At 57.1% G+C, this 22367-nt stretch carries 20 protein-coding genes; 4 read left to right on the top strand and 16 right to left on the bottom strand.

All coding sequences use genetic code 11. The annotated features are described in order from the left end of the window. Positions 1-53 precede the first annotated feature (53 nt). The 11 genes from HL45_RS16435 to HL45_RS16385 form a co-directional block, all read right to left on the bottom strand. Entirely contained in the window at positions 54-1247 is a 1194-nt protein-coding gene (locus tag HL45_RS16435) for a hypothetical protein (RefSeq protein WP_049972278.1), read from the bottom strand. A 110-nt stretch (positions 1248-1357) separates the two neighbouring features. Next, positions 1358-1717, bottom strand: a complete 360-nt coding sequence (locus HL45_RS16430) for a group I truncated hemoglobin (RefSeq protein WP_049972277.1) — start codon at positions 1715-1717, stop codon at positions 1358-1360. A 154-nt stretch (positions 1718-1871) separates the two neighbouring features. Continuing rightward, a complete protein-coding gene (locus HL45_RS16425) occupies positions 1872-2516 on the bottom strand; it encodes a helix-turn-helix domain-containing protein (protein WP_049972276.1) in 645 nt (214 codons plus the stop codon). 87 nt (positions 2517-2603) lie between these two features. Beyond that, a complete protein-coding gene (locus tag HL45_RS16420) occupies positions 2604-4565 on the bottom strand; it encodes an archaea-specific SMC-related protein (protein ID WP_049972275.1) in 1962 nt (653 codons plus the stop codon). Positions 4566-4884: 319 nt separating this feature from the next. Continuing rightward, the gene (locus tag HL45_RS16415) at positions 4885-5823 is read right to left on the bottom strand and encodes a nucleoside hydrolase (RefSeq protein ID WP_049972274.1); all 939 of its coding nucleotides are present in this window, start codon (positions 5821-5823) and stop codon (positions 4885-4887) included. Between the two features lie 70 nt (positions 5824-5893). Beyond that, a complete protein-coding gene (locus tag HL45_RS16410; protein ID WP_049972273.1) occupies positions 5894-7633 on the bottom strand; it encodes an ABC transporter ATP-binding protein in 1740 nt (579 codons plus the stop codon). Then, the gene (locus tag HL45_RS16405) at positions 7630-8409 is read right to left on the bottom strand and encodes an energy-coupling factor transporter transmembrane component T family protein (RefSeq protein ID WP_084157061.1); all 780 of its coding nucleotides are present in this window, start codon (positions 8407-8409) and stop codon (positions 7630-7632) included. The genes HL45_RS16410 and HL45_RS16405 overlap by 4 nt, the downstream gene beginning before the upstream one ends. 90 nt (positions 8410-8499) lie before the next feature. Next, entirely contained in the window at positions 8500-9129 is a 630-nt protein-coding gene (locus tag HL45_RS16400; protein WP_049972271.1) for an ECF transporter S component, read from the bottom strand. A 173-nt stretch (positions 9130-9302) separates the two neighbouring features. Next, the gene (locus HL45_RS16395; protein ID WP_049972270.1) at positions 9303-9755 is read right to left on the bottom strand and encodes a universal stress protein; all 453 of its coding nucleotides are present in this window, start codon (positions 9753-9755) and stop codon (positions 9303-9305) included. Then, complete coding sequence (locus tag HL45_RS16390; protein WP_049972269.1) at positions 9752-10702, bottom strand: nucleoside hydrolase; 951 nt, start codon at positions 10700-10702, stop codon at positions 9752-9754. Before HL45_RS16390 ends, HL45_RS16395 begins: the two co-directional genes overlap by 4 nt. Continuing rightward, complete coding sequence (locus HL45_RS16385) at positions 10703-11536, bottom strand: NAD-dependent epimerase/dehydratase family protein (RefSeq protein ID WP_049972268.1); 834 nt, start codon at positions 11534-11536, stop codon at positions 10703-10705. Between the two features lie 117 nt (positions 11537-11653). Here HL45_RS16385 and HL45_RS16380 point away from each other — a divergent pair, with 117 nt between their 5' ends. Next, the gene (locus HL45_RS16380) at positions 11654-12379 is read left to right on the top strand and encodes a metal-dependent hydrolase (protein WP_049972267.1); all 726 of its coding nucleotides are present in this window, start codon (positions 11654-11656) and stop codon (positions 12377-12379) included. A gap of 55 nt (positions 12380-12434) precedes the next feature. On the opposite strand, the gene HL45_RS16375 is transcribed toward HL45_RS16380, so the two are convergent. From HL45_RS16375 to HL45_RS16365, 3 genes are all read right to left on the bottom strand, one after another. Next, positions 12435-13538 (bottom strand): mandelate racemase/muconate lactonizing enzyme family protein, encoded by a 1104-nt coding sequence (locus HL45_RS16375; RefSeq protein ID WP_049972266.1) that lies wholly within the window; start codon positions 13536-13538, stop codon positions 12435-12437. 69 nt (positions 13539-13607) lie between these two features. After that, positions 13608-14429 carry a fumarylacetoacetate hydrolase family protein gene (locus HL45_RS16370; protein ID WP_049972265.1) on the bottom strand — a complete coding sequence of 274 codons (822 nt, stop codon included), beginning with the start codon at positions 14427-14429 and terminating at the stop codon, positions 13608-13610. 2 nt (positions 14430-14431) lie between these two features. Beyond that, positions 14432-15223: an SDR family oxidoreductase gene (locus tag HL45_RS16365; protein WP_049972264.1), complete on the bottom strand. Its 792-nt coding sequence runs from the start codon at positions 15221-15223 to the stop codon at positions 14432-14434. Positions 15224-15524: 301 nt separating this feature from the next. On the opposite strand from HL45_RS16365, the gene HL45_RS16360 reads away from it, so the two are divergent. After that, the gene (locus HL45_RS16360) at positions 15525-16286 is read left to right on the top strand and encodes an IclR family transcriptional regulator (protein WP_049972263.1); all 762 of its coding nucleotides are present in this window, start codon (positions 15525-15527) and stop codon (positions 16284-16286) included. 181 nt (positions 16287-16467) lie between these two features. On the opposite strand, the gene HL45_RS16355 is transcribed toward HL45_RS16360, so the two are convergent. Both HL45_RS16355 and HL45_RS16350 read right to left on the bottom strand, forming a co-directional pair. Continuing rightward, positions 16468-17283 (bottom strand): IclR family transcriptional regulator, encoded by an 816-nt coding sequence (locus HL45_RS16355; RefSeq protein WP_049972262.1) that lies wholly within the window; start codon positions 17281-17283, stop codon positions 16468-16470. A 374-nt stretch (positions 17284-17657) separates the two neighbouring features. Beyond that, entirely contained in the window at positions 17658-18908 is a 1251-nt protein-coding gene (locus HL45_RS16350) for a Zn-dependent hydrolase (protein WP_049972261.1), read from the bottom strand. A gap of 188 nt (positions 18909-19096) precedes the next feature. On the opposite strand from HL45_RS16350, the gene HL45_RS16345 reads away from it, so the two are divergent. Both HL45_RS16345 and HL45_RS16340 read left to right on the top strand, forming a co-directional pair. Next, positions 19097-20620 carry a sodium:solute symporter family protein gene (locus tag HL45_RS16345; protein WP_049972260.1) on the top strand — a complete coding sequence of 508 codons (1524 nt, stop codon included), beginning with the start codon at positions 19097-19099 and terminating at the stop codon, positions 20618-20620. A 39-nt stretch (positions 20621-20659) separates the two neighbouring features. Then, entirely contained in the window at positions 20660-21949 is a 1290-nt protein-coding gene (locus HL45_RS16340) for an amidohydrolase (RefSeq protein ID WP_233274823.1), read from the top strand. Positions 21950-22367: the final 418 nt, after the last annotated feature.

Here is a 22367-nt window from a genome sequence, read left to right as displayed (position 1 = left end):
CAATCGAATCCGAGCGATTATTTCGACCTTCCTTCCCCGAAGCCTTCTACGATTCAATCGGCAGGGATAACGGCCGTCGATTCTCCGGATTGGCGCGCCGTTTCGACCGAGTAGACGAGACTGCCGACGAACAGGACGATGCTCGCAACGATGAACAGCGCGCTGAGTGGCGAGGCCGTATCGACGAACACCCAGTACAGTGGGGCCGCGATGGAAGGCCCCGCGGACAACACGGCGACTTTGGCGACGAGCGGACCACAGCAACCACACGTACACGAACCGACGATTGCACCGGCCCCAGCGGTGCTCTGTGTCATTCCCGCTTGTTCCTCGACGCGCCAATGACGGGCGATTACGGCGGCATTCAGTCCGACAAGCGTGCTCAACAATCCGACAACGATGAGTTGTCCGGGTGAAATTGCGACGAAGAGTGGGATGTGAGGGAGATACATTTCGAGTGTGGGCCACGTCACGAGTTGATAAATTGCAGGAAGAACGACAATCACCCGTTCGTGTGGGAGGCCTTCTTCCGGGAAAAACGAGAGATAGCCCGTAATAGAGACGAAAAAGAGGGCAACGACGACACCGACACCGATGCCAAACCAGCGGGCGGCCCGGTCACGAAGAACCGCACGAATCACAATCCCCACGTCTTTCCAGACGACGTACCCGACGAGGATGGGTGTTCCCAGAACGATAGCGTATCCGAGCGGATGCGAGTCACTGGCGTTGCCGGGAAGAAGGTACGGATACGCAATCCACAGTCCCGCTAGAATGCCGAGGAAGGAGTAACGAGGTCGCGTCGGCCACCGAAGTCGGCCGATGACGAGGCTCGCCACGATAACCAAGAACCCCACCGAGAGCGCCATTGGGAGGTACCACGACCGCGGAAAAGGCATGGAGGCCCCTGAATAGGTGGTTTCCGGCGACAGCGCTTCGAAGAGGATTGCACCGAGTGCAGTCATAACGAGTCCGACAAATACCCCGGAGAGTGCGGCCGTCGGCGAGATACGACCGATTCGCTTGAAGGCGATGGTGGCGGCGATAACTCCGAGTCCGCCGAGAGCGAGAAAGGTTCCATGTCCGTGGGCGAGTCCGCCGGTTGCAGTCGCACCGTGTGCGGAAACGACGGGAGTGTGAGCGAGCATGACGACGACGAGGACGAACGCAGAGAGCGGACGGAATGCTCCGCAGTGGGAGCGTCCACGGATAGCTTCATCTCGCGGACGACGCCGTTTCGATGACATTAGTGGATTTTAGCGAGCGAGCTACTTTTACCTGACTGATTGGGTCACAACATCGGTGAGTGAGAAACGGTGTTATGGCTTCGAGATTTTAGTCGTCGGTACAGTGGCCACTATCGACCGAGAATCGGTTCTTTGAGGGAAACGACTTCGGCCATAATCGCTTCTACATTGTCGTCTTCGACGCCGTTCTCCCGAAGTGCTGTTTCGAGATACTGGCCGACGGTGTCGAAATCATCTTCGTCAATATCGAGATGCGCGTGTGCTTCGCGCATGTTGTCGCCCGTATAGTCGGCCGGGCCGTCAGTGACGGCACTGATGAACTGAACTTGATGGGCGTACAGTTCGTTCATGTCCATTCCGTCGAAGTACGATGCAAGCTGGTCGTCCGCCAACACTCGGTCGTAAAAATCGGTGACGACTGTTTCGACCGCGTCCCGGCCGCCGATTTCTCGATAAATCGTTCGTGTCATTGCGTCGTTTCACTGTCGTCGTCGCGGCGAGATACGAACTGGTGCTAGTACATTTGGGTTTATTTAATCCCACGTCATGAGTTATCAATCGGCATATCGCACGGTACGTGGACACAGTCCGAAACACGATTTTTCGAGGGGCGAAGAGGACGACTCAATCCGTCAATAGTTGTTCCAGCAGTTTCGTCTGGGCGACCGAGAGATGTTCGACGAACGTCGCCACCGAGATTCCCAACGCGTCGGCAACCGCTTCGGAGTTCGATTCTTTCGGTGATTCGAAATATCCCATCCGATGGGCGGTTCGGAGGACGTCGTACTGTCGCTCCGTGAACGCAGTCCGGTCTACGAACAGTAACGACTGCGTATCGTCGAGGGACTCGGATTGCGTGAGACGGCGAACCGTGACGCCAGCACAACGCCCCTGCAAATCCGAAACGACCTCCCGAAGCGTTTCGAGATTCGGTGCGATAAACGAGAACACGAGTCGTCCAGAATCGACACGAAGCTCACGGATGGGACACCCGTGTTTTGGAACGCGTGAACACGGACAGTCGCCGTTCGAGTGACTGTACCGATACACCGATTTCGAATCGTCGGCGAACACTTCGTCCACGTGTTGTAGTTCCGTCCGTTCGTCGTCCGCATGGTCTACCGTCACTTCTCCGACGACAGCCGTCGTTTCCGGCGTGCTGTGCTGGCTGATCGTCACGGATTCAACCGTACACTCCTCGCTCACCAAGGACGCGGGACAGCCCTCCGCACCGCGTACCTCAAGTTGTGCGTGGACACCAGAAACCATGTGTAGAAGTCACCGACGGCTGTGACATAAGTCAATCCGTTCGCTGTAGAACTCCTGTCTAAAAAGAGGACAGTTGGAACGATCTGCTTAGATTTCGGCGACGCGCTCGTACTCGTCGTCGAGCGCGGCGGCGTCCTCCGGTAGCAGTGCAGCCACGAGATACCCCGCATAGTCGCTGAAATAGTTCACGAGTCTCGCAATACGGTTCGAGTCGATTGCTTCGAGCGAGTCGAGAAGGATGAACGGAACGTGGTCGTACACTTCGTGAACGAGATACCCCGCAAGCGCAAACACGAGGCCGGTGACTTCCCGTTCGCTCTCGCTGAGATGGTCTATCGTATCCTCGTAGGTTGCACCGGACTCCGTACTCCGGACGATATGCAGTTCGAACACGCTTTTGGTAACTTTCCGCCGACCCTCACGAACAGTTCGCTCCGTGCGTTCTATCCAAATCCGTTCGAGGTTTTCGTAGTCGAGCAGGTCGAGCATGCGCGCCATATGTTCGTTGAACTCCTCTACGGCGTCGGCTTCGATCTGCTCGATTCTCGTCCGGAGGTCTGCCAATTCGTCTCGAATCTCGGCTCGTCGGTCTTCCAGTTTTTCCTTTTCGGACAGTTTATCTTCGATATTCGAACGTTCTGATTCCACGTCTTCGAGGTCAGTTTCGAGCCGCTCCAGTTCGAATTCGAGTTGATTCGCCTCACGATGCAAGTCGAGTAGCTGGCTGTAATCTTCCTGTTCGAGTTCCTCGACCGTCTCTTCGAGCGCTTCGATGTCGCCGGTTACGCTGGCGCGTTCGTCGCGGAGGTCGTCGAGTCGGGCGTTCCGGTCGTCGAGTTCGGTTTCGAGTTGTTTTCTACGCTGTTCGATGCTATCCCGTTTCTGTCGTTTCGTTTCGAGTTCTGCTTTCTCCGCTTCGAGGTCGTCAATCTCGGCGCTCAGATCACTGCGTTCGTCGAGCGTTTCTTGACGAAACGTTCGAAGTTGGTCGATCGTCGATTCGATTGTCTGCTTTTCGACGTCCGTTCCACACGTCCAGCAGACGACGGTCTCCGTTTCGGCGACGAGTTGGTCGGTAACTGACCCGTTCTCGCCGCCCGTTTCGGCTTCCGACTGGAGTGCAGCGCGAATATCTGGATTGGTCCCGCCGAGCATCTCCTCGTTGAACTGGATAATCGTCTGCAGTTCGCTCACGACCGAATTGAGCTGTTGTTTGCGTTCGCGGAGCGTTCCCAGTCGCTGGTCGTATTCCGAAACCGTGTCGGTCGAGACGTCGGAGAGGTCGGCTTGCTCGTCTTCGAGTTCGGCGAGTTCGTTCTGTAATGCTTCGATACTGTCCTCTTCCGTTCCGATTTTGAACCGAATGTCTTCCAGATGTGACCGCGTTTCACGAAGCGTCTCCAACTTCGATTCCAGTTCGCTTTGTTCCGCACGAGTCTCACCGAGGTCAGCATCCGCCGCTTCTAGCTCTGCTTCTTTCGCTTCGAGCGTTGCTCGTTTCGCTTCGATTTCGTTCGCCAATCGGGCTTGCTTCTCTTCGAGCGTCGGAAGCGTTTGACCGAGCGACTCCAACTCCTCCAGTTCGTCGTCGATGCGACGTTTCTCGGCAGTGAGTCGCTCGATTTCCGTCTGAATCGCTTCGGTATCGACGGGACGCATGATGAGATTCCGGAGGTCGTCTCCCCGCGCGACCGCGCGTCGCGCTTCGTTCGATTCGAGCAAGAATGAAAAGAGATCGATGAGTTCCGCGTCGTCGAGATACGGGTCGCCGCTCGTTGCAATAGTGCCGTTTTTCCGGGTGAGCGTTCGTGTGTAGGTTTCGTCACCGATGGAGAGTTCGACCGATCCTTCGTCGGCATCAGCCTTGACCGAGGCTCGCTCACTGCCGAGCGCCGCCATGATGGCTTGGAGGAACGACGTTCGGTTCGTCGCGTTTCGACCAGTGAGGATAGTCACACCCGGAGAGAAGGTAACGGCAGTCCGGTCAATTCCGCCGATGTTGTGTGCGGAAACCTCTACCTGCGGTTGCGTCTGCTGTGTCGATTCCATTTACCGATTGTTGGGTGCGCAGTTATATACAAATTTCCATACTGTGTGCGACGACAATACGTACCGTTCGCACTCACAGACGCCAACTTCGAGAGGGCCGTCACCGGATATGATCGACCACACAAGTTGCAGACGATTCGCGCGTCGCTAAGTCGAAGAGCGAGTTTTTCGTTCCGACCGGAACTCCAACCAAACATTAATACGCTACCTGCGCAATTGTACAATTATAAGTAGTTTCCACTTTATCGATTTAGTATATCCTTTCTGTAGCTATGTCAGTAGCACGATTCAGACGGAAAGCGAGCGACGTTAACTCGCGTTACTCAACGAATGTACGAAGACTTTCGAGAACCGTGCGCTGGTACGCGTCTCCATCCACACCGAGCGCTACCTCGCAGTTCGGTGGGTTTTCGTAGACGCCGTGTTCGTCGTAGATGGTCGCGCCGTTCGACGGCCCGCCCGTCGTGTCGATTTCCACGTAGGCGTCTTCGAAGTCGAGCGCGTCGTTGACGATGTCGGCCAGAACGACCGCATCGCTCGCCAGTCCACCGTCGTGCCCGAACTTCGAGCGAACTTCCTCGATACTGAACTCCAGAATGGCGGCCATCGTGGGAAGGGGGGCCGCCTCCTCGGCGAGTTCCAGAATATCTTCCGTGTCCACGTAGACGTGTTCCGTCACGTCGAGGCCGACGACTTTCGGATTCGCATCTTGCACGACACGGGCCGCGGCGGCGGCATCGACGTAGAAGTTAAAGGACGCCTGCGGCGTGACGTTCCCCGTCGTCTTCAGCGCGCCACCCATCTGATAGATGTCGCCGACCATCTCGGAAAGCGATGGTTCCTTTGCGAGCGCCAAGGCGAGGTTGGTCTGCGGCCCGAGCGCCGCGATGGTCAAGTCCTCGCCGTGTTCGTGTGCCTGTTCGATGATGAAATCGACGGCGTGCTGGTCTATCGTCTCGGTCGATGGCTCGGAAAGGCCCTCTCTGACCACCTCGGGGAGGCCGTCCGGCCCGTGGACGTGTTCTGCCATCTCCAGTTCGTCCGCGAGCGGACGGCCCGCGCCCTTCGCAACGGGAACGTCCGTTCTATCGACCAGTTCGAGGAGGGACAGCGTGTTTCGTGTCGCGTTGTCCACCGTCGTGTTGCCCGCCACCGTCGTGATGCCGACGACATCAACGTCGTCGTCGGCAAGTGCGATGAACAGTGCGATAGCGTCGTCGTTTCCGGGGTCTACGTCCAGCAGTAGTTTCGTATTCATGTGTATCGTGTGATTGTGTTAGTGTGGCTGTGTGGTTGCGTCTTGCGTGAGTGGTACTTCGAGGTCGATTCTACGGCGATGTACCGTCCGTCGAAACGCCGATGGCGTCCAGTAACTCCTCGACGGAGAGGAGCGAACCGACGCCGAGTTCGAGACTCAGTCGCGTCACCGTCGGCGGATGGACGTTCGAGCGAGAGAGCGTTTCGGCATCGCCCAACACGTCGCGTGTATCGCCGTCCGCGATGACCTGTCCTTCTGCGAGGAGAACAGTTCGGTCTGCGTGCTCGCGCACGAAATCCATGTCGTGCGTGATGATGACGACGAGTTTTCCCTGGTCGGCGAGGGTATCGACGGCGTGTCCAAGCCGTTCGTATCCCGGCGCGTCCTGTCCGCTCGTCGGTTCGTCGAGGACGACTATCGGCGTGTCCATCGCAACGATGGACGCCACTGCGACTCGCTTGCGCCACGGTTCGCCGAAGTCGTACGGATTCTCGTTCCGCCGTTCGTCTAATCCGAGCAATTGTAGCGCCTGTTCGGTCGTTTCCGTCACTTTTTCGTCGTCAAAGTCGAGGTTTCGTGGGCCATACTGTATCTCCTCTTCGACGGTGCTGTGGAAGAGTTGGTCGTCCGGATTCTGAAAGCTCAGGCCAACCTCGTGGGCGAGTTCGGCCGTGGTGTGTTCGCTCGTGTTCGCACCACGGATGTACGCAACTCCCTCGGTCGGTTCGAGGAGCGCGTTCAGGTGCTTTACCAACGTGGATTTTCCCGCACCGTTTTGACCGATGAGACAGACACAGCCGTCATCGAGCGAGAAGGAGACGCCGCGAAGCGCCTTGACACCGCTTGGGTACTGATGATGCAATTCATCGAGGACGATGTCGGCCGTCTCGTCGAGAGGTTCGTCGCGCGGCGAAGCGCTGTGCCCGCCGTCCGTTTTGCTTCCGAGAAGCCGACCGTTGCCGACACGGCGGAGTTCCGACAGACAACCGGACTCCGTCACCGGAATCGGTTCGTCGGCCGAGACGGTTCCGGCGTCACGGAGTCGGTGTCCGATTTCGACAGGGTCGGGAACGGGGATTGGAAGCCCCTCCTCGATTGCCCGGACGAGAACGTTGTCCGGCCGTCCGTCGAACCGGATTGTACCGTCGTCCATCACGACGAGTCGGTCGAGGTGGGGAACCAATCGCTCTATCTCTTGGCTGACCATCACGATGGTGTATCCGTCCTCGTTCATCGACCCGACAACGTCGAACACCTCTTCGGTTCCCTCCGGGTCGAGCTGTGCCGTGGGTTGCCGGAGAACCATCACGTCAGGTTGCATTGCGATGACGGATGCGATGGCGACGCGCTGGCACTGCCCACCGGAGAGTTGCATCGGGTTCCGGTCAGCGAGGTCTTCGACCCCGATTGCGGCGAGGCTGTCACGTGCCCGGTCGCGCATTTCGTCGCGTGTAAGACCGTGGCTTTCGAGTCCGAACGCGACCTCTTCGAGGACGGTCGAGGTCGCTCCCGTAAGCTGGTCGTAGGGGTTTTCGAAGACGAATCCGATTTTCTTCGAAAGGTCGCCGACGGTCGATTCGACCGTCGAAGCCCCTTCGACGGTGATCGTTCCCGAGAGGTCACCGTGGTAGAAGTGGGGAATCTGCCCGGAGATGAGCCGACAGAGGGTCGCCTTCCCTGCCTCACTCTGTCCCGTGATTCCGACGAACTGGCCCTCTTCGATACTGAAATCGATGTCGTTGACGGCGTATTCGTCGTCAGGTTGGGTGCCGTACTGAAACGTTACGTCGTGTAGTTCTATCAAACTCATATGAGAATCCTCCATCCGATTGCCGCGATAACTGCAACGCCACCGAGGTATCGCAGAACGCGCTCGCCCGTCGGGTCGGAAACCTCGTACAGGTACGTCCGTGGTCCTTCAGATTGGAATCCGCGGGCGTTGAGCGCCAACGCTCGCGTGTTTGCGACGATGAGCGTACTGATGAGCAGGGGGGCCAACAGCGCGACGATGGACGAAAGGCGCGTCCGAACGTCCGCCGTGGTGTCGAGTCCACGTGCCTGCTGTGCTTCCGAGATGGCCCCTGCTCTATCTCGAATTTCCGGGATTATCTGGAGCGATGCGATGAACACGTATGCGAGTTTGCTCGGCACCCCCTTCTCCATGAGAGCGATACGCATCCGTTGTGGCTGTGCCGTCGTGGCGAACAACAGGAACGCCAGTATGAGGACGCTGATTCGCAGGAATATCAGTCGTGCCTGCTCGAAGCCCGACTCCCAAACGGTTATCGAACCGAACGTGTACAACGCCGTCGGGTCTGCTGGCCTGAGCAGAATGCCCTGAATGAGGAGCAAGAAGAACGCGAACGGCACGGCAACTGCTCCGTACAGTTTGAGGAGGAGGCCGTGCACTCGTGCGACGAACACGAACCCGATCAAAACGAGCGCCAGCGCGAGCGGGATTCGGTAGTCGCCGACGATGAACACCACCAACGAGAGACAGGTTGCAAGCACGATTTCCGTCACCGGATTCATTCTGTGCAGTATGCTCTCGCCGGGTTGGTATATCGAGGTATCCGAATCAGGCATTGATGTATTCCTTGTGCATTGATATGTACCTCATATGACAGAGGTGATTGTAACCCACACAACTCCGTTGCATACCTTTTCTTGAACCAACTACGAATATATATCTTGCCCCTGTGGCGGGAGGTATCGGGACGGAACCGACTTTCCGATGAAGTAGGCGATGAAGGCCGACCCACCTTTGTCCACGAACTCGACGGCGAACTGTGCGGTGGCCGCGCTTTCGACGAGGCTTCGACCCGTCGCAACGAGTGTCGCAGTGACCAAACTCGTTCCTGAACTGGTGACGCCGCCGAACACGAGGACGACGATGGGCGTCGCGATGATGGTGGCCACGACGGTGAGGACGATGGCCGGAACAATCGTCTTCTTCACGCTGTCGAACCACCCTCTGCGAGCTAGAAATCCCGTAACAAGGCCGATAGCGACCGGAACCGGCATGAACGCAAGTTGAACCGGGTTTCCGAGCATCGCTTGAATGAGATTCGCGAGGGCACCGGTCAGCGCAGCCGCCCACGGTCCGGCGAGGATGCCGATGAGCATCGTCCCGATGTTGTCCAAAAACAGCGGGAGCTTCAGCGTACTTGCGATGAATCCGCCGATTGCGTTGATGCCGATACCCAATGGAATGAGCACCCACGTTGTCGTCGTGAAATCCTCCGAAACGTTTTCACGAAACCGTTCGATACGACTCGTACTAGTCGTGGCACCTGTGCTTGACATTATGTACCATGAATGAGTGTGAGATAACCCCTATTAAATGTTTGGTTCTTCCACCTCGGGAGAGGAATCGACCGATTCACCCGAGGGTAACCGACCAAAGCCTCGTTTCCATTCGGAACCGTGAGCGCGTTTTCGTCCTTACGCTATTCGTACCGTATGCGATTCGTACCGTGTTACGCAGTTCGCACCGTGACGAACCCGTCGAAGTTCAGAATCACAGACTGGGTCGTGTCACCGAACAGTGCCTTTCCAGTCGGCGACCGACCGCGGTTGCTGACGTAGACGTGGTCACAGTCGTGGTTTTCCGCGACGTCGATGATTTTGCTCGACGGTCGGGTGGTTTCGATTCGCTCGCCGACGGCGAGATACTCGACCCCGAACGGGTCGAGAATCTGACTCCCGAGGTACTCCGCAAATCGATTGACGGTTTCCGCCGTTTCGTCGGTTTTGGTGGCGTCGAAGCCGTCCCACTGCCGTATCGAGTCCACCGACGCATCCTCGCTTCCCTCCGACACGAGCGCGAGGACGACTACCTCGACGCCCGTTCCCGCGGCGACCGCGCCAGCCTCTTCGAGCAGTTCCACATCCGTGTCCGTCGGCTTAACGACGGCAAGTATTCGATTCATGCGTCTCCCTCGGGCAGTAGCTTCTCTAAGTTCGACATGATGACCTCACGACAGCGCTCGATGTCCACATCGAGCGCGACGGTGCAGTTCGGCTGTTTCTCGTAGACGCCGTGTTCGTCGTAGACGGTCGCGCCGTTCGACGGCCCGTCCGTCGTGTCGATTTCCACGTAGGCATCCTCGTAGGTCAGCGGGTTGCCGAGGAAACCTGCCAAGACAACCGCGTCACTCGTGATGGAACCACCTTCGGCGACCGTTCCGTCCGGCCCCTGTGCCTTGTATTCGAGGATGTCCGCGATAACGTCGCCGAGCGAACCCCGTCCGCGGAAGCGCTTCTGCGCCTCTGGCGGGAGATGCGCCGGTTCAGTTACATCGAGGCCGACGACGGTCGGCCACCCGTCCTGCACGACGCGGGCCGCGGCGGCGGCATCGACGTAGAAATTAAAGGACGCCTGCGGCGTGATGTTCCCCGTCGTCTTCAGCGCGCCGCCCATCTGGTAGATGTCCGCGACGGTATCTGGAAGCGTCGGGTCTTTCGCCATCGCCAGCGCGACGTTCGTTTGGGGGCCGACCGCGGCGATTGTGAGGTCGTCGCCGTACTTCTCCGCTTGTTCGAGGATGAAGTCGGCGGCATGCTGGTCGATGGGGTCAGTGGACGGGTCAGGAAGCGCCTCACGAACGGTTTCCGGCACGCCGCCCGGCCCATGGACGTATTCGGCCATCACGAGTTCATCCGCAAACGGACGGCCTGCACCCTCCGCGACGGGAATGTCGGTTCTGTCCACGAACTCCAGCAGTGCGAGGGCGTTGTTCGTTGTGTTCTCGATGGTCGTGTTCCCCATGACCGTGGTCAGGCCGACGACTTCCACATCGTCGTTTCCGAGCGCCATCAGAATCGCAAGCGCGTCGTCGATTCCGGGGTCAACGTCGAGGAGCAGTTTCTTCGTCATTTAGTTCCCCTCCGGCGGCGCGTCCCACTCCTCGCCGTTGTCCTGCGGGTCGTATCCGATAACGTCCCGTCCGTGTTCGATGCTGAACCATCGGCGGTCGTTGTCGCTGACGCCGAAGAATACGTCGTATTCCACGTCGTCGTCTCGCAGACAGCAATCGACTTGCTGAGCGAGGTCGCGGCGGGACTGCCACATCGCCTTCATCCGCGCGACTTTCAGATCGTATTCTGGACTACCTCGCTCCCACTCTCCTTCGTCTGCGCCGTGTTCTGCGTCGCCGTAGGGGTGGTCGTACTCCTCGTGGCGAACCGAGCAGATCCGAAGCGAGTAGAACTGCTCTGGGTAGTCGTAGTTCTCGACGTAGTACCGACCGAGGTCTTCGTCGAACGATTTCGAGGTTCCGTAGTAGGAGTCTGGACGCCGGGGTGAATCTTGGTCAACCAGCAGGTCGAAACCGGGTTCGTATAGTTCGGGTGCGAACTCCGCTTCGTACATGCCGACGACGTGATTGGTGGAACCGAAGATGAACTTCGGCACCTCCGCGTCTCTGGCGGCTTGGAGCGTGTTCTGCATCCCGATGATGTTGTTTTGTAGTATCTGTTCCCACGTACCGTCGGTTTCCGGGTAGCCAGCGAGGTGGATAACCGCATCTTGGTCGTCGAAGGCCGGACGCATCTCCTCGTAGTTCGAAACGTCCGCGACGAACGTGTCGTATTCCTCTCGTTCCGACCGGTTGAGATACGTGAACTCGTACTCATCTCTGTCTGCGAGGTGGTCGATGATGGCCGTGCCGACACGCCCGAACGCACCCGTCAGTAGGACGTTTGTGGTCATGTGCTGTAGCAACCCGTTTATCGGCACCTCACAAAAGTGTTCAGGTCAGTGTCATCGAAATTGGACATGCCGGTCAACGCCGGAACAGTATTGTAACCGGGGAAAAGAGGGGAAGCTATGTCGTCAGCAGAACCGGCCAGCCTCACGTACTACGGCCTCTCGTCGTTCGAAGTGACGGATGGAGACGTTCGAATACTCGTTGACCCGTGGGTTCTCGAACCCGAATGGAGCGACGAAACGGTGTCGAATTTCGAGGATATAGACGCAATCTTCGTCACACACGGTGCTTACGACCATCTCGGGGACACCGTCGAAATCGCGGCGGAATCGGGTGCAACGGTCTACACCGAACCTGCAGTCGCCGACCATCTCGTAACCGAGGGTGTTCCAGAAGCAAACGTGGAACGAGTCATCTGGGGCAACGCGTTCGAACTGTTCGGCGTCGAGGTGCGCGTGCTCGAAACCCGCCATCTCTCGTACTTCGAATCGGACGGGCAACGACTGTCGGGGATGCCGCTCGGATTTCAGTTCGACTTTCCCGACGCGAGCCTCTACTACGCCGGGGACACGTCGTTGTTCAGCGACCTCGAACTGTTCGTCGAGCTAAACGAACCGGACACCGTGATGCTCCCTGTCGGGAGCGCGCCGGGCGACCTCGCCCCGCTTCCGCCCCGTGACGCCGCCGTCGCCGCCGGATGGTTGGACACTGAAACCGTGATTCCGGTTCACTACGTTCCGGGGAGCGACGAAGTCGAAGAGTTCGCCGTCGAACTCGCAGACCGGGCAGGGGAAAACGCGCCGACTATCGCCGAACTATCGCCCGGCGAACGGTACGAACTGTAACGGCGTCCGCACATTCGAATTTTTGCGTAATCGGTTGGCGTCGGAACCGCTCTACTCAGATTCGGAACTCTTCGAGGGCGTCCCGTTCGAGTTCGACGCCGTGACCGGGACGCTGTGGGAGTTGTATCATCCCGTCTTCCGGTTCGACCGGGTACGTCAACACGTCGTCGAACGCCTTCACGTCCGAGTCGCGGTAGAAGTACTCTATCCAGAGGCCGTTTTCGATGGCGGCGAGCAGTTGGATGTGCAGATCCCAGTTGTAGTGCGGTGCGACCGGAATGTCGTGACACGCGGCCATGTCGGCGACGCGCATCCACTCGGTGACGCCGCCGACGACCGTCACGTCGGGTTGGATGATTTCGACGGCGTCCTCGCGGAGCAGGTCGGCGAAACCGTAGCGGTTGAACTCCAGTTCGCCGCCCGCGACGGCGTAGTCGAGCGATTCGTTGACCTCGCGGTAGAGGTCGAGGCTGTCGGGCATCACCGGTTCCTCGATGAAGTACGGGTTGTACTCTTCGAACGCACGGCAGGCGCGGACGGCTTCCTGTTTGTTCTTCCACTTGCCGTTCGCGTCCATGAGGAGCGTTCGGTTCGGGCCGATAGCTTCGCGGGCGACGCGAACTCGCTCGACTTCCTCCTCCAGCGATTTTCGCCCGACTTTCATTTTGACCACGTCGTGACCGCGGTCAACGTAGGTTTCCATCTCCTCGCGGAGGCCTTCGAGGCCCTTCCCTTCGCGGTAGTAACCGCCGCTGGCGTATGCCGGGACTTCGTCGGCGTGCCCGCCGAGCAGTTTGTACAAGGGCATTCCGGCGGCTTTCGCCTTGATGTCCCAGAGGGCTGTGTCGATGCAGGAGATGGCCCGCACCATCACGCCCTTTCGACCTATTTGCACCGTGGCGTCGAACATCTCGCTCCAGAGGCGAGACGTGTCACGGGGGTCTTCGCCTTCGACCATCGGCGCGAGAACGCTTTCTACGGCCTTTGCAATGACGTCGGCACCGCCGTAGCCGAGGGAGTATCCGACGCCCTCGGTGCCGTCCTCCGTTCGGACGTACACGATGGCGTGGTCGCGTTCTTCCACGACGCGAGTTGCGAAGGCGACGGGTTCTTTCAGCGGAATCGATACGGCGAAACTCTCTACTTCTGCTATTTTCATGGGTGGTGTGTTATGATGTGGCGCACAGGGTGTCTAAAATCTTTCTGACGTTTGAGTGACGTTCGAACCTCATCCGACCACGTCCGAACTGACGGTGCCGACGCGTTCGACTTCGGCTCTGACGCTGTCGCCGGGAACGATGTGTTTCGCACCGGGCGTTCCGGTCGAAATAACGTCGCCCGGTTCGAGCGTCATGACGTTCGAGTGGAACGCCACGAGTTCGCGCGGCGTCGCCATCATGTTCCGAATCCGGTTTTCCGCGGCGACTTCCTCGTTGACGACTGTTCTAACGGAGAGTTCGTCCAGCGAACCGACTTGGTCGGTCGTGACCAACGACGGGCCGAAGACGAGAAACGAGTCGAAACTTTTCGACCGGGTCAAAAAGCGCGGATTTCGCTCCAAGATGTCTTCTGCGGTCATATCGATGACGGGGACGTATCCGGCGATAACGTCGTCAACGTCGGCTTCGTCCACGTTGGAACACGTCTGGCCGATAACCAACGCAAGTTCTGCCTCCGCGGTCACGCGGTTCGTGATGTCCCGCGGCGGAAGCCGAATCGACCCCTCAGGGCCGGTGGCTGCCGTCGCGGGTTTCATAAAGCTCGCAGGCTCCGTCGGGCTGTCTTCGTTCAAATCCGACGCGTGGTCGGCGTAGTTCAGTCCGATTCCCCACAGTTTTCCGGGGCGTTCGAGCGGCGCGGCGAACGAAAGGTGTCGTTCGGGAACGCGGCTCGCCGACGCTTCGTCCGGCGTCGGCAGGTCGCCCGTCGCGGCGAGCGGAAGGGCGTCACGAATCGTCGTGAGCGATGGGTCGGCGGACGAAAGCGGAACGAATCCGTCGTCATCGCCGAGCATAGGTCTACCGTCGATTGTTCGTGCAAGTCGTGTCATGGCTACAGGTTGGACGCGCCCTGTCCGCCGTCGATGGGGATGGCAACGCCGTTGATGAAACTCGACTGCTCCGAGGAGAGGAACGCGACGGCGTCACCGAGTTCCATCGGGTCGCCGATACGACCGAGTGGGTTGATGTCACCCTTCGCGTCGAGGCCCTCCTCGTAACTGTCGTACTCCCCTCTATCGACGGCAGCCTGAATGAGTTCCTGCTGGCGAGCCGTCTCGTGCGGTGCCGGGAGAACCGCGTTCGACCGGATTTCCGGCGCAAGTTCCTTCGAGAGGGTCTTTTCGAGGCCGATGACGCTCATGCGAACGGCGTTCGAGAGCACGAGCGACGGAATCGCCTCTTTGACGCTTCGAGAGGTTATCGTGACGATGGTTCCGCCACCGTCCTCGCGAAGATGCGGGGCCGCCTCGCGGACGAGGCGAACGACGCTCATCACGAGGAGGTCGAACGCGCCGTACCAATCCTCGTCGTCCAGTTCCATGAACGGGCCGCTCGGTGGGCCACCGGCATTGGTTACGAGGTGGTCGATTCCGCCGAACTCGGAGACGGTGCGTTCGACGAGGTGTTCAATATCGTCGTAGTTCGTCAGGTCGCCTTGCACGGCGAGCACGTCGCCCTCGGCGACTGCCCGAACATCGTCTTCGGCTTCCGCGAGACGGTCTTCGTTTCGACCGTTGATGACGACGTTCGCACCCTCGGCCGCGAGGGCTTTCGCCGACGCCTTTCCGAGGCCGCTACTCGATGCTGTGACGAGAGCTACATTTGCATCTAGTTCATAGTCCATATTCGGCACAGGAGTATCTGAGACACCACATGTAAAAGCTTTCGCCGAGCGTTTTTCGCCGTTGCGTTTAGTCCTGCTAAACCGTTTTTCGCGGCTAGCTCGCAGCGAACGAAAATCATACCTCCCTAATTTCGATTGCTTTCGACTCCATAGAAGCGTTAGAACTCACAAGGGCGACTGTAGAAAATTTCTACACACTCGCACGTCCGTAAACAATCAAATATACAGTGTACAGTTAGCGCAACGATATGTTTAGAATCACTAAACAACTTTTTTGTGGTTGGCCCTCCCGTCGAATGACATGGGACGCGCAAAAAACCCGGTAAAGGCCGTGGAAACCACCGCCACAATCCTGAAAAAGGTGGCCGAGTTGGATGGGGCTGGAGTGACCGAACTTTCGAACCACCTCGATATTACGAAGGGAACGGTTCACAACCACCTAACGACGCTCGAAGAGAACGAACTGGTCGTGAAAGACGGAACCCAATTCCGATTGGGGCTTCGATTTTTCGAGTTCGGCGAACAGATAAAAAACCAGCACAAAATTTACGAGGTGGGAATGCCGGAAGTGGACAAACTCGCCGAGGAAACGGGCGAACTCGGCAATATTCTCGTCGAAGAACACGGACGTGGAATCTACCTCTATCGCGCAGAAGGAGAAAACGCACTGTCGCTCGACACAGGGATCGGTTCTCGCGTCTATCTACACCAGACAGGACTCGGGAAGGCCATTCTCGCACACATGCCGAAAGACCGCGTCGAAGCAATCATCGAGAGCCACGGCCTCGAACCGAGTACGAAGCACACCGTCTCGACACGCGAGGAACTGTTCGATGATTTGGAGCGTATTCGTGAACAGGGATACGCACTCGACATGGAAGAACGGGCCGAAGGGATTCGGTGCGTTGCGGCACCGGTTATCACGAACGACGGCACCGTTCGTGGCGCTGTAAGCGTTGCTGGCCCCGCGAGTAGGATGCGCGACGAACATCTGGAGTCAACCGTCCCCGATATGGTCATGCGAGCCGCAAACGTCATCAGCATCAATCTCTCCTACAGATAGGTTTCGTATGTTTTGTATCGCTAAACGTAGCGTGGTAGATCCACTCATGGAATGCATCAACGGACCATTACAAGACAAGTTTTGTAATGGATTGTTCGAAGAGCAGTTTTACATCAATAGATGAGTACTTCGTGTGAAGACTAGAAATGTGAATATCCATTACAGAATTAGTTTTGTAATGTTAGAGCGAACCGATATCCGAAGAGCGTTCGACCATATTTAGATTAACCTCGATGACGTTCGCCGTTCGAGTCACCAACTCCGGAATGTGTTTGCGGAATTGGTCACCACTGAGCCGTGTTTTCGGTGCTGATACGCTCAGCGCACCGAGAACAGACTTGTCCCGGTCGTGAATCGGGGCACCGACGGCACGAAGACCCTCGACTTCCTCACCATCGTTGACTGCGTATCCCTGTTCTCGAATCTCTGCGAGGGATTCGAACAGCGTTTCACGGTCAGTGAGTGTCGAATCGGTCATCTCAGGGAGGCCATACCGGTCGATTATCCAGTTCACTCGCTCTTCCGGAAGAAACGCGAGAATAGCCTTCCCCGTTGCCATCGAGTGAAGATAGTTCGCACGCTGTTTTTTTGCAATTTGGTAGTCAGTTCCGACGGCGTGTTCACCGCGAATCTTACAGAGATTGATTCCAAGACCGTGTTGCTCCGTCGTCAGATGTGCGTACTCCCCAGTTTCGTCCGCCAATTTCTCGATTTCCGGCTTACCGATGCGGAAGAGCGGATTCTGGTTTCGAACGTGCTCTCCCAAAAGGAGAAACTGGAGACTGAGTCGATAGTCGTTGCCGTCCTTCACGACGTACTTTCGCTCTTTCAGCGTGTACAGATGTTTATACACGGCACTCTTGGAGATATCGAGATGGTCCGCCAGTTCCGTCACACCCGCACCAGCGAGCGATTCGAGTGCATCGATTATATCGAACGTCGTCGTTACCGTTTTGAGGCTTTGTGTCGACCCCTCGTCGCCGGGTGAGTGTGTCATACACACACCCAAATACGCCGAGCACATAGGCGTTTCCATATCGTGGAAATCGTTGGTTCCAGCATAAGCGCTATTGAGCCGTATCGAGCAGATATAAACATCGCGGCATCTCGATGTGCTATCGATACTGTGACTGACGGCAGCTTACAGGAGGTGTAAGGGAGAAATAAGTTTGTTTCCCATACATAGAATTGTGAGAACTGCAGTGATACGTGTTCACAACCGTGAGTCGCCGGAAAAGCGGTGAAAACTACCACTTCAAGCGTTTTCGAGGTAAGAATCCGAAAAATTGATTGCCAGCGTCGGCACTGGTGAGTAAGTGCAAGGCGAATAATCGGATGTACGACATAAAGTAACCAATACGAGACGTGAATCTATCCGTTTGAAAGGCTGAAGAGGGAACCGGCGAGTACTTCGGCACTGTCGGCGCAATCTTCCCAATTCGTCCATTCAAGTGGATTATGAGAGATTCCGTCCTGAGAAGGTGCAAAAAGCAACCCAACGTCGGTGAACGGTTCTAGCCGCATCGTGTCGTGGGCTGCCCCGGAGTGAAGGTCGATAGCGGAAATTTCGGCCTCGGTTGCAGTCTCGTGAACTGCTTGCCGACACCGTTCGCTCATCTTTCTCGGGTTCCGATGTCGCGGCAGGGAAAACGACGTTTCGACGGTACGCTCCGCCTCTACGCGGTTCAAACTAGCACGGACGTGGTCGATGAGTTCTAGCATTGATTCATGAGAAACGTCCCTGATGTCCACGGTGAAATCGACTCGTCCGGGAACGACATTCGGTGCGTTCGGCGACACATCGAGCGACCCGACCGTTGCGACGGCCGTTGGCGCGTCTTTCTCGGTGAGCTGAATCGCCGCCGTTTCGACTTCGTTGACAACGGTACTCGCCGCGGCGAGCGCGTCCGTTCGTTCGGCCATCGACGTCGTCCCCGCGTGGTTCGCCTCGCCGACGATACTAACGGCACAGCGCGCGATACCCGTAATCGCCGTGACGACCCCAATCGAGGTACTCTCGGCTTCAAGCCGTGTGTCCTGCTCGATATGCAGTTCCAGCCACGAATCCCATTTTTCCGGTCGGATTCGACCGTCGCCCAGAAAACCAATCGAATCGAGCGCGGTTTCGAGGGTCGTCCCGTCTTCATCGGTGAGCGCGTGTGCATCGTCGATGGACAGCGATTCCGTCACGACCGCCGAACCTAACGCACCGACGCCGAATCGTTGTCCTTCCTCCTCGGTGAAACAGACAACTTCAATCGGACGACCGACGGGGAGGTTTGCGTCCTGCATCGCACGAACTGCTTCGAGACTGGCGTACACGCCGAGCGGGCCATCGAAAATCCCACCTTCGGGAACCGAATCGAGGTGGCTCCCCGTGGCGACGGCTTTCGAATCGGGATTTGCGGTTTCTGGAACCCACCGCCCGACGATATTTCCGACTGCGTCGATTCGAACGTCCATCTCCGCTTCCCGAAGTCGGCGGACGAAATAGTCCCGGGCACGTTCGTCTGCATCAGTTCCCGTCAACACCGTTCGTGCGTGTCCGTCATCGACAGCAACCGAACCGAACTGTGCGTTCGTCTCTAGGTCACGCTGGAGACGCTCTGCATCTATCTGCATAGTCCGAGCGACAAAGGGTGTGTATTTGTGTCTTTCTCAAACCAGTCGGATATGTTGTATTCTAGAATAAAACAATTGAGGTAGAAAATCAGTAAAAAATGGATAAATGTTCTATATTATTAGTTAGTTCACCTATCATTGGAGGGAAGAAAAGTATAAATAGTGATGGTGAAACCGTGTCTGTAGGAATGTTACGGTCATACATAGCAGGCATTGTCGTTGCATACATCATCGGGATGTTGGCAATCGGCGTATACTTCCATAAGAAAGGGATGAAAGACCTCGAAGATTTCTTCCTCGCAGGAAAAGGTGCTCCGTGGTACCTCGTCGCGCTGTCGTTTTTCGCAACGGCAATCGGTGCAGGCGGAACCATCGGGCTGTCGGCATCGACGTACGATGGGCAAAGTATCACGGCGTTCTGGAGCTTTGGTATTTCGCTTGCGAGTTTCTTCGTCGTGGCGGTGCTTCTCGGGCACAAACTCCCAAAGACGTCGAACATTACAATTCCGGCGATGCTGGAAGACCGCTACGACGGGAAGACGCGATTCATCGCATTACCGTTCTATATCCTCCGGTTCGTCAGTACACTCGGAGCACAGTGGTTGGCGGCAGGGACTATCATCAGCTTCCTCCTCGGTGATATCATCACTATCGAGCAGGCAGCCATCCTCGGTGCGCTCGTCATCACCGCATACACTATCCTCGGTGGAATGGCCGCCGTCATGTGGACAGACTTCGTTCAGGGAATCATTCTCTTCGTCGGGTTATGGATGCTGGCGATACTCGGCATCTTCGAGTTCGGTGGCGTCTCGACGATGACCGCCGAAGTGACCCAGCGCGCACCACAGGCGTTTGACCTCTTTGCGATGGAATGGACGCTCATCGCTGGCTACGTCGTGACGCTCGTTCCGAGCATGCTCGTCCGACAGGGGTATCTCCAACGCGTAATGTCGGCACGAAGCCCTCGTGATGGCTTCGTCGGAACGACCCTCAACGGCATCATCGGATTCGCCTACATTCCGGTTCCACTCATCGTCGGTGCGATGGGTATCGTGATGTACCCCTCGATTGCGGACTCACAGCTCTTGATGCCGACGATGGCGGTTGATATCCTCCCGACGTGGCTCGCCGGAATTCTCCTCGCGGCGCTCGCGGCTGCTGTCATGAGCAGCGGCGACAGCTTTCTGCTCTCCGGTGCATCGAACTTCGTCGAGGACATCTACCTTCGGTACATGAACCCGGACGCTGGCAGTGACAAACAGCAACAAGCATCACGGGTTGCCGTGCTTGGCCTGATGATGCTCTCGCTCGCACTTGCGCTCGTCGTCCCCGGCATCATCGACCTCATCGTCTTCGGTGCAGTCGCGTTGACCGGTGGTGTTCTCGTGCCGTGGCTCGCCGCGTTTTACTGGCCACGCGGAACTTCTGACGCAGCCTTCTGGAGCATCGCCTTCGGTGCTGGCCTCACGGTCGCGTGGTGGTGGGCGGGATGGTTTGCGGACACCGCCGAGTTCATGGGACTGCATCCAATCTTCGTCGGGCTTCCGATTTCGATATTCCTGTTCTTCGGGATTTCGCTCATGCAGGAGCCCGAGTACGAACGAGTGCTGGAGGCCGCGGAAAAACACAACCTCGATAATCTCAAACAGAAGACCCGACAGGCGATGAACGAACGACCGTCGGACGACGGTGTCGTGTCTGACGTAGACTGAAATTGGCTTTACCAAAAGTATCTGATCACCAAAACAACAATGATGGAAAACGAGGATTCAGTATGGGACGGAACGGCGTCACTCGTAGAGATACGTCGAGATTTACATGCGCATCCGGAAGTCGGATGGAAGGAGTTTCGAACCACGGCACTCGTCGCAACTGAACTCGGTCGGCTGGGTTTCACGCTCCACCTCGGCGAGGAAGCGTTAGCAGTGGAGCAACGGCTTGGCGTTCCGGACGAGGACGAAATTGCCGCGGCGCGCGCCCGTGCTAGCGATGAAAGTGCCCCCGAAGAAGTACTAAAGCAGATGGGCAACAGCACCGGACTCGTGGCCGAACGAACCTACGGCGACGCCACCGGGCCAGTGGTTGGCATCCGCGTCGATATGGACGCGCTGGAAATAGTGGAAACACGCGACGACACCCACGCTCCGATGCGCGATGGATTCGTCAGCCGCCACTCGAAGGAAATGCACGCCTGCGGGCACGACGGGCACACAGCCATCGGAATCGGCATTGCACGCGAAATCGGAGAGTCTGCGTTCGATGGGACACTTAAGCTGTTCTTCCAGCCCGCAGAGGAAGGCGGCCGTGGGGCGATTCCCATGAGTAAAAGCGGTCACGTAGACGATGTCGATTATTTCGCGGCGTTGCATCTGGGCCTCGGCAACGAAACGGGGACGATCATCGCAGGGTACGACCGACCGCTCTGTAACTGCAAATTCCTCGTTCGATTTACCGGTCAATCCGCACACGCCGGAAATGCACCACAGAAGGGGTCGAACGCGCTCCAAGCGGCGATGACTGCGATACAGAATCTCTACGCGATACCCCGCCACAGCGACGGCGCATCCAGAGTAAACGTCGGAAAGGTTTCTTCGCCGAACGGACAGAACGTTATCTCCGACCATGCGGAACTGATAATCGAAGTTCGGGGCGAAACGACCGCTGTCAACGATTACATGATGGAGAAATCAAGGCACATCGTGGCTCACTCGGCAGCGATGCACGAAGTGGAATACGACATCGAGACGTACGGAAAGACGACGACGTTCGAAGCCGACGATGAGATGATAACCGCCGTTTCCGATGCTGCGGCGACAGTCAAAGGAGTGACGAACGTCTCGAAACGGGAGCGATTCGGCGCGAGCGAAGACGCATCCTTCTTGATTCAGCGAGTGCAAGAAAACGGTGGAAAAGCCACATACGTCGGAATCGGCAGTGACCACCCAAACGGTCATCACACTCCGAATTTCGACATCGACGAAACGTCCGTCCGAATCGCCGTCGATGTCCTGCTCAAAACGATTGCAACCGTAGACTCCTAATGAAAAGTCGGCCCCGCTTCAGAATCGCTCTCGTCGCTAAAGAGTCCCAGCACAGTACGATTATCCAACGGGCGTTGGACAAACAGTAGGATAATTTAAATATTATAGTTTTACATACAGTTCAACTTTTAGATCCTTCTATTAGTCAGATTCATTATGAACTAACTGCAATGGAGATTGCCTCTACTTACTCTTTCATTTTCCGTAGTCAGCAGTGTCGCTGAAACGTGACTGGCAGCAAAAACGCGCGTTTTTCCGTCCGTACTGTTCGAATCGTTACTATCTGGGTGCTTGAAATCGATGATTCCAACTGTCGATTGCAGTGATCGTAATATTTGTACCCCACCGTGAAGTTGGGAGGTACAAAATAAATTAGTAGTATTTTGAACCGACTATTAATATAGCATACCATATGAGT

This window comes from Haladaptatus cibarius D43 (assembly GCF_000710615.1).
GTDB lineage: Archaea > Halobacteriota > Halobacteria > Halobacteriales > Haladaptataceae > Haladaptatus > Haladaptatus cibarius.
This window is presented reverse-complemented; position numbering and strand designations above follow the sequence as displayed.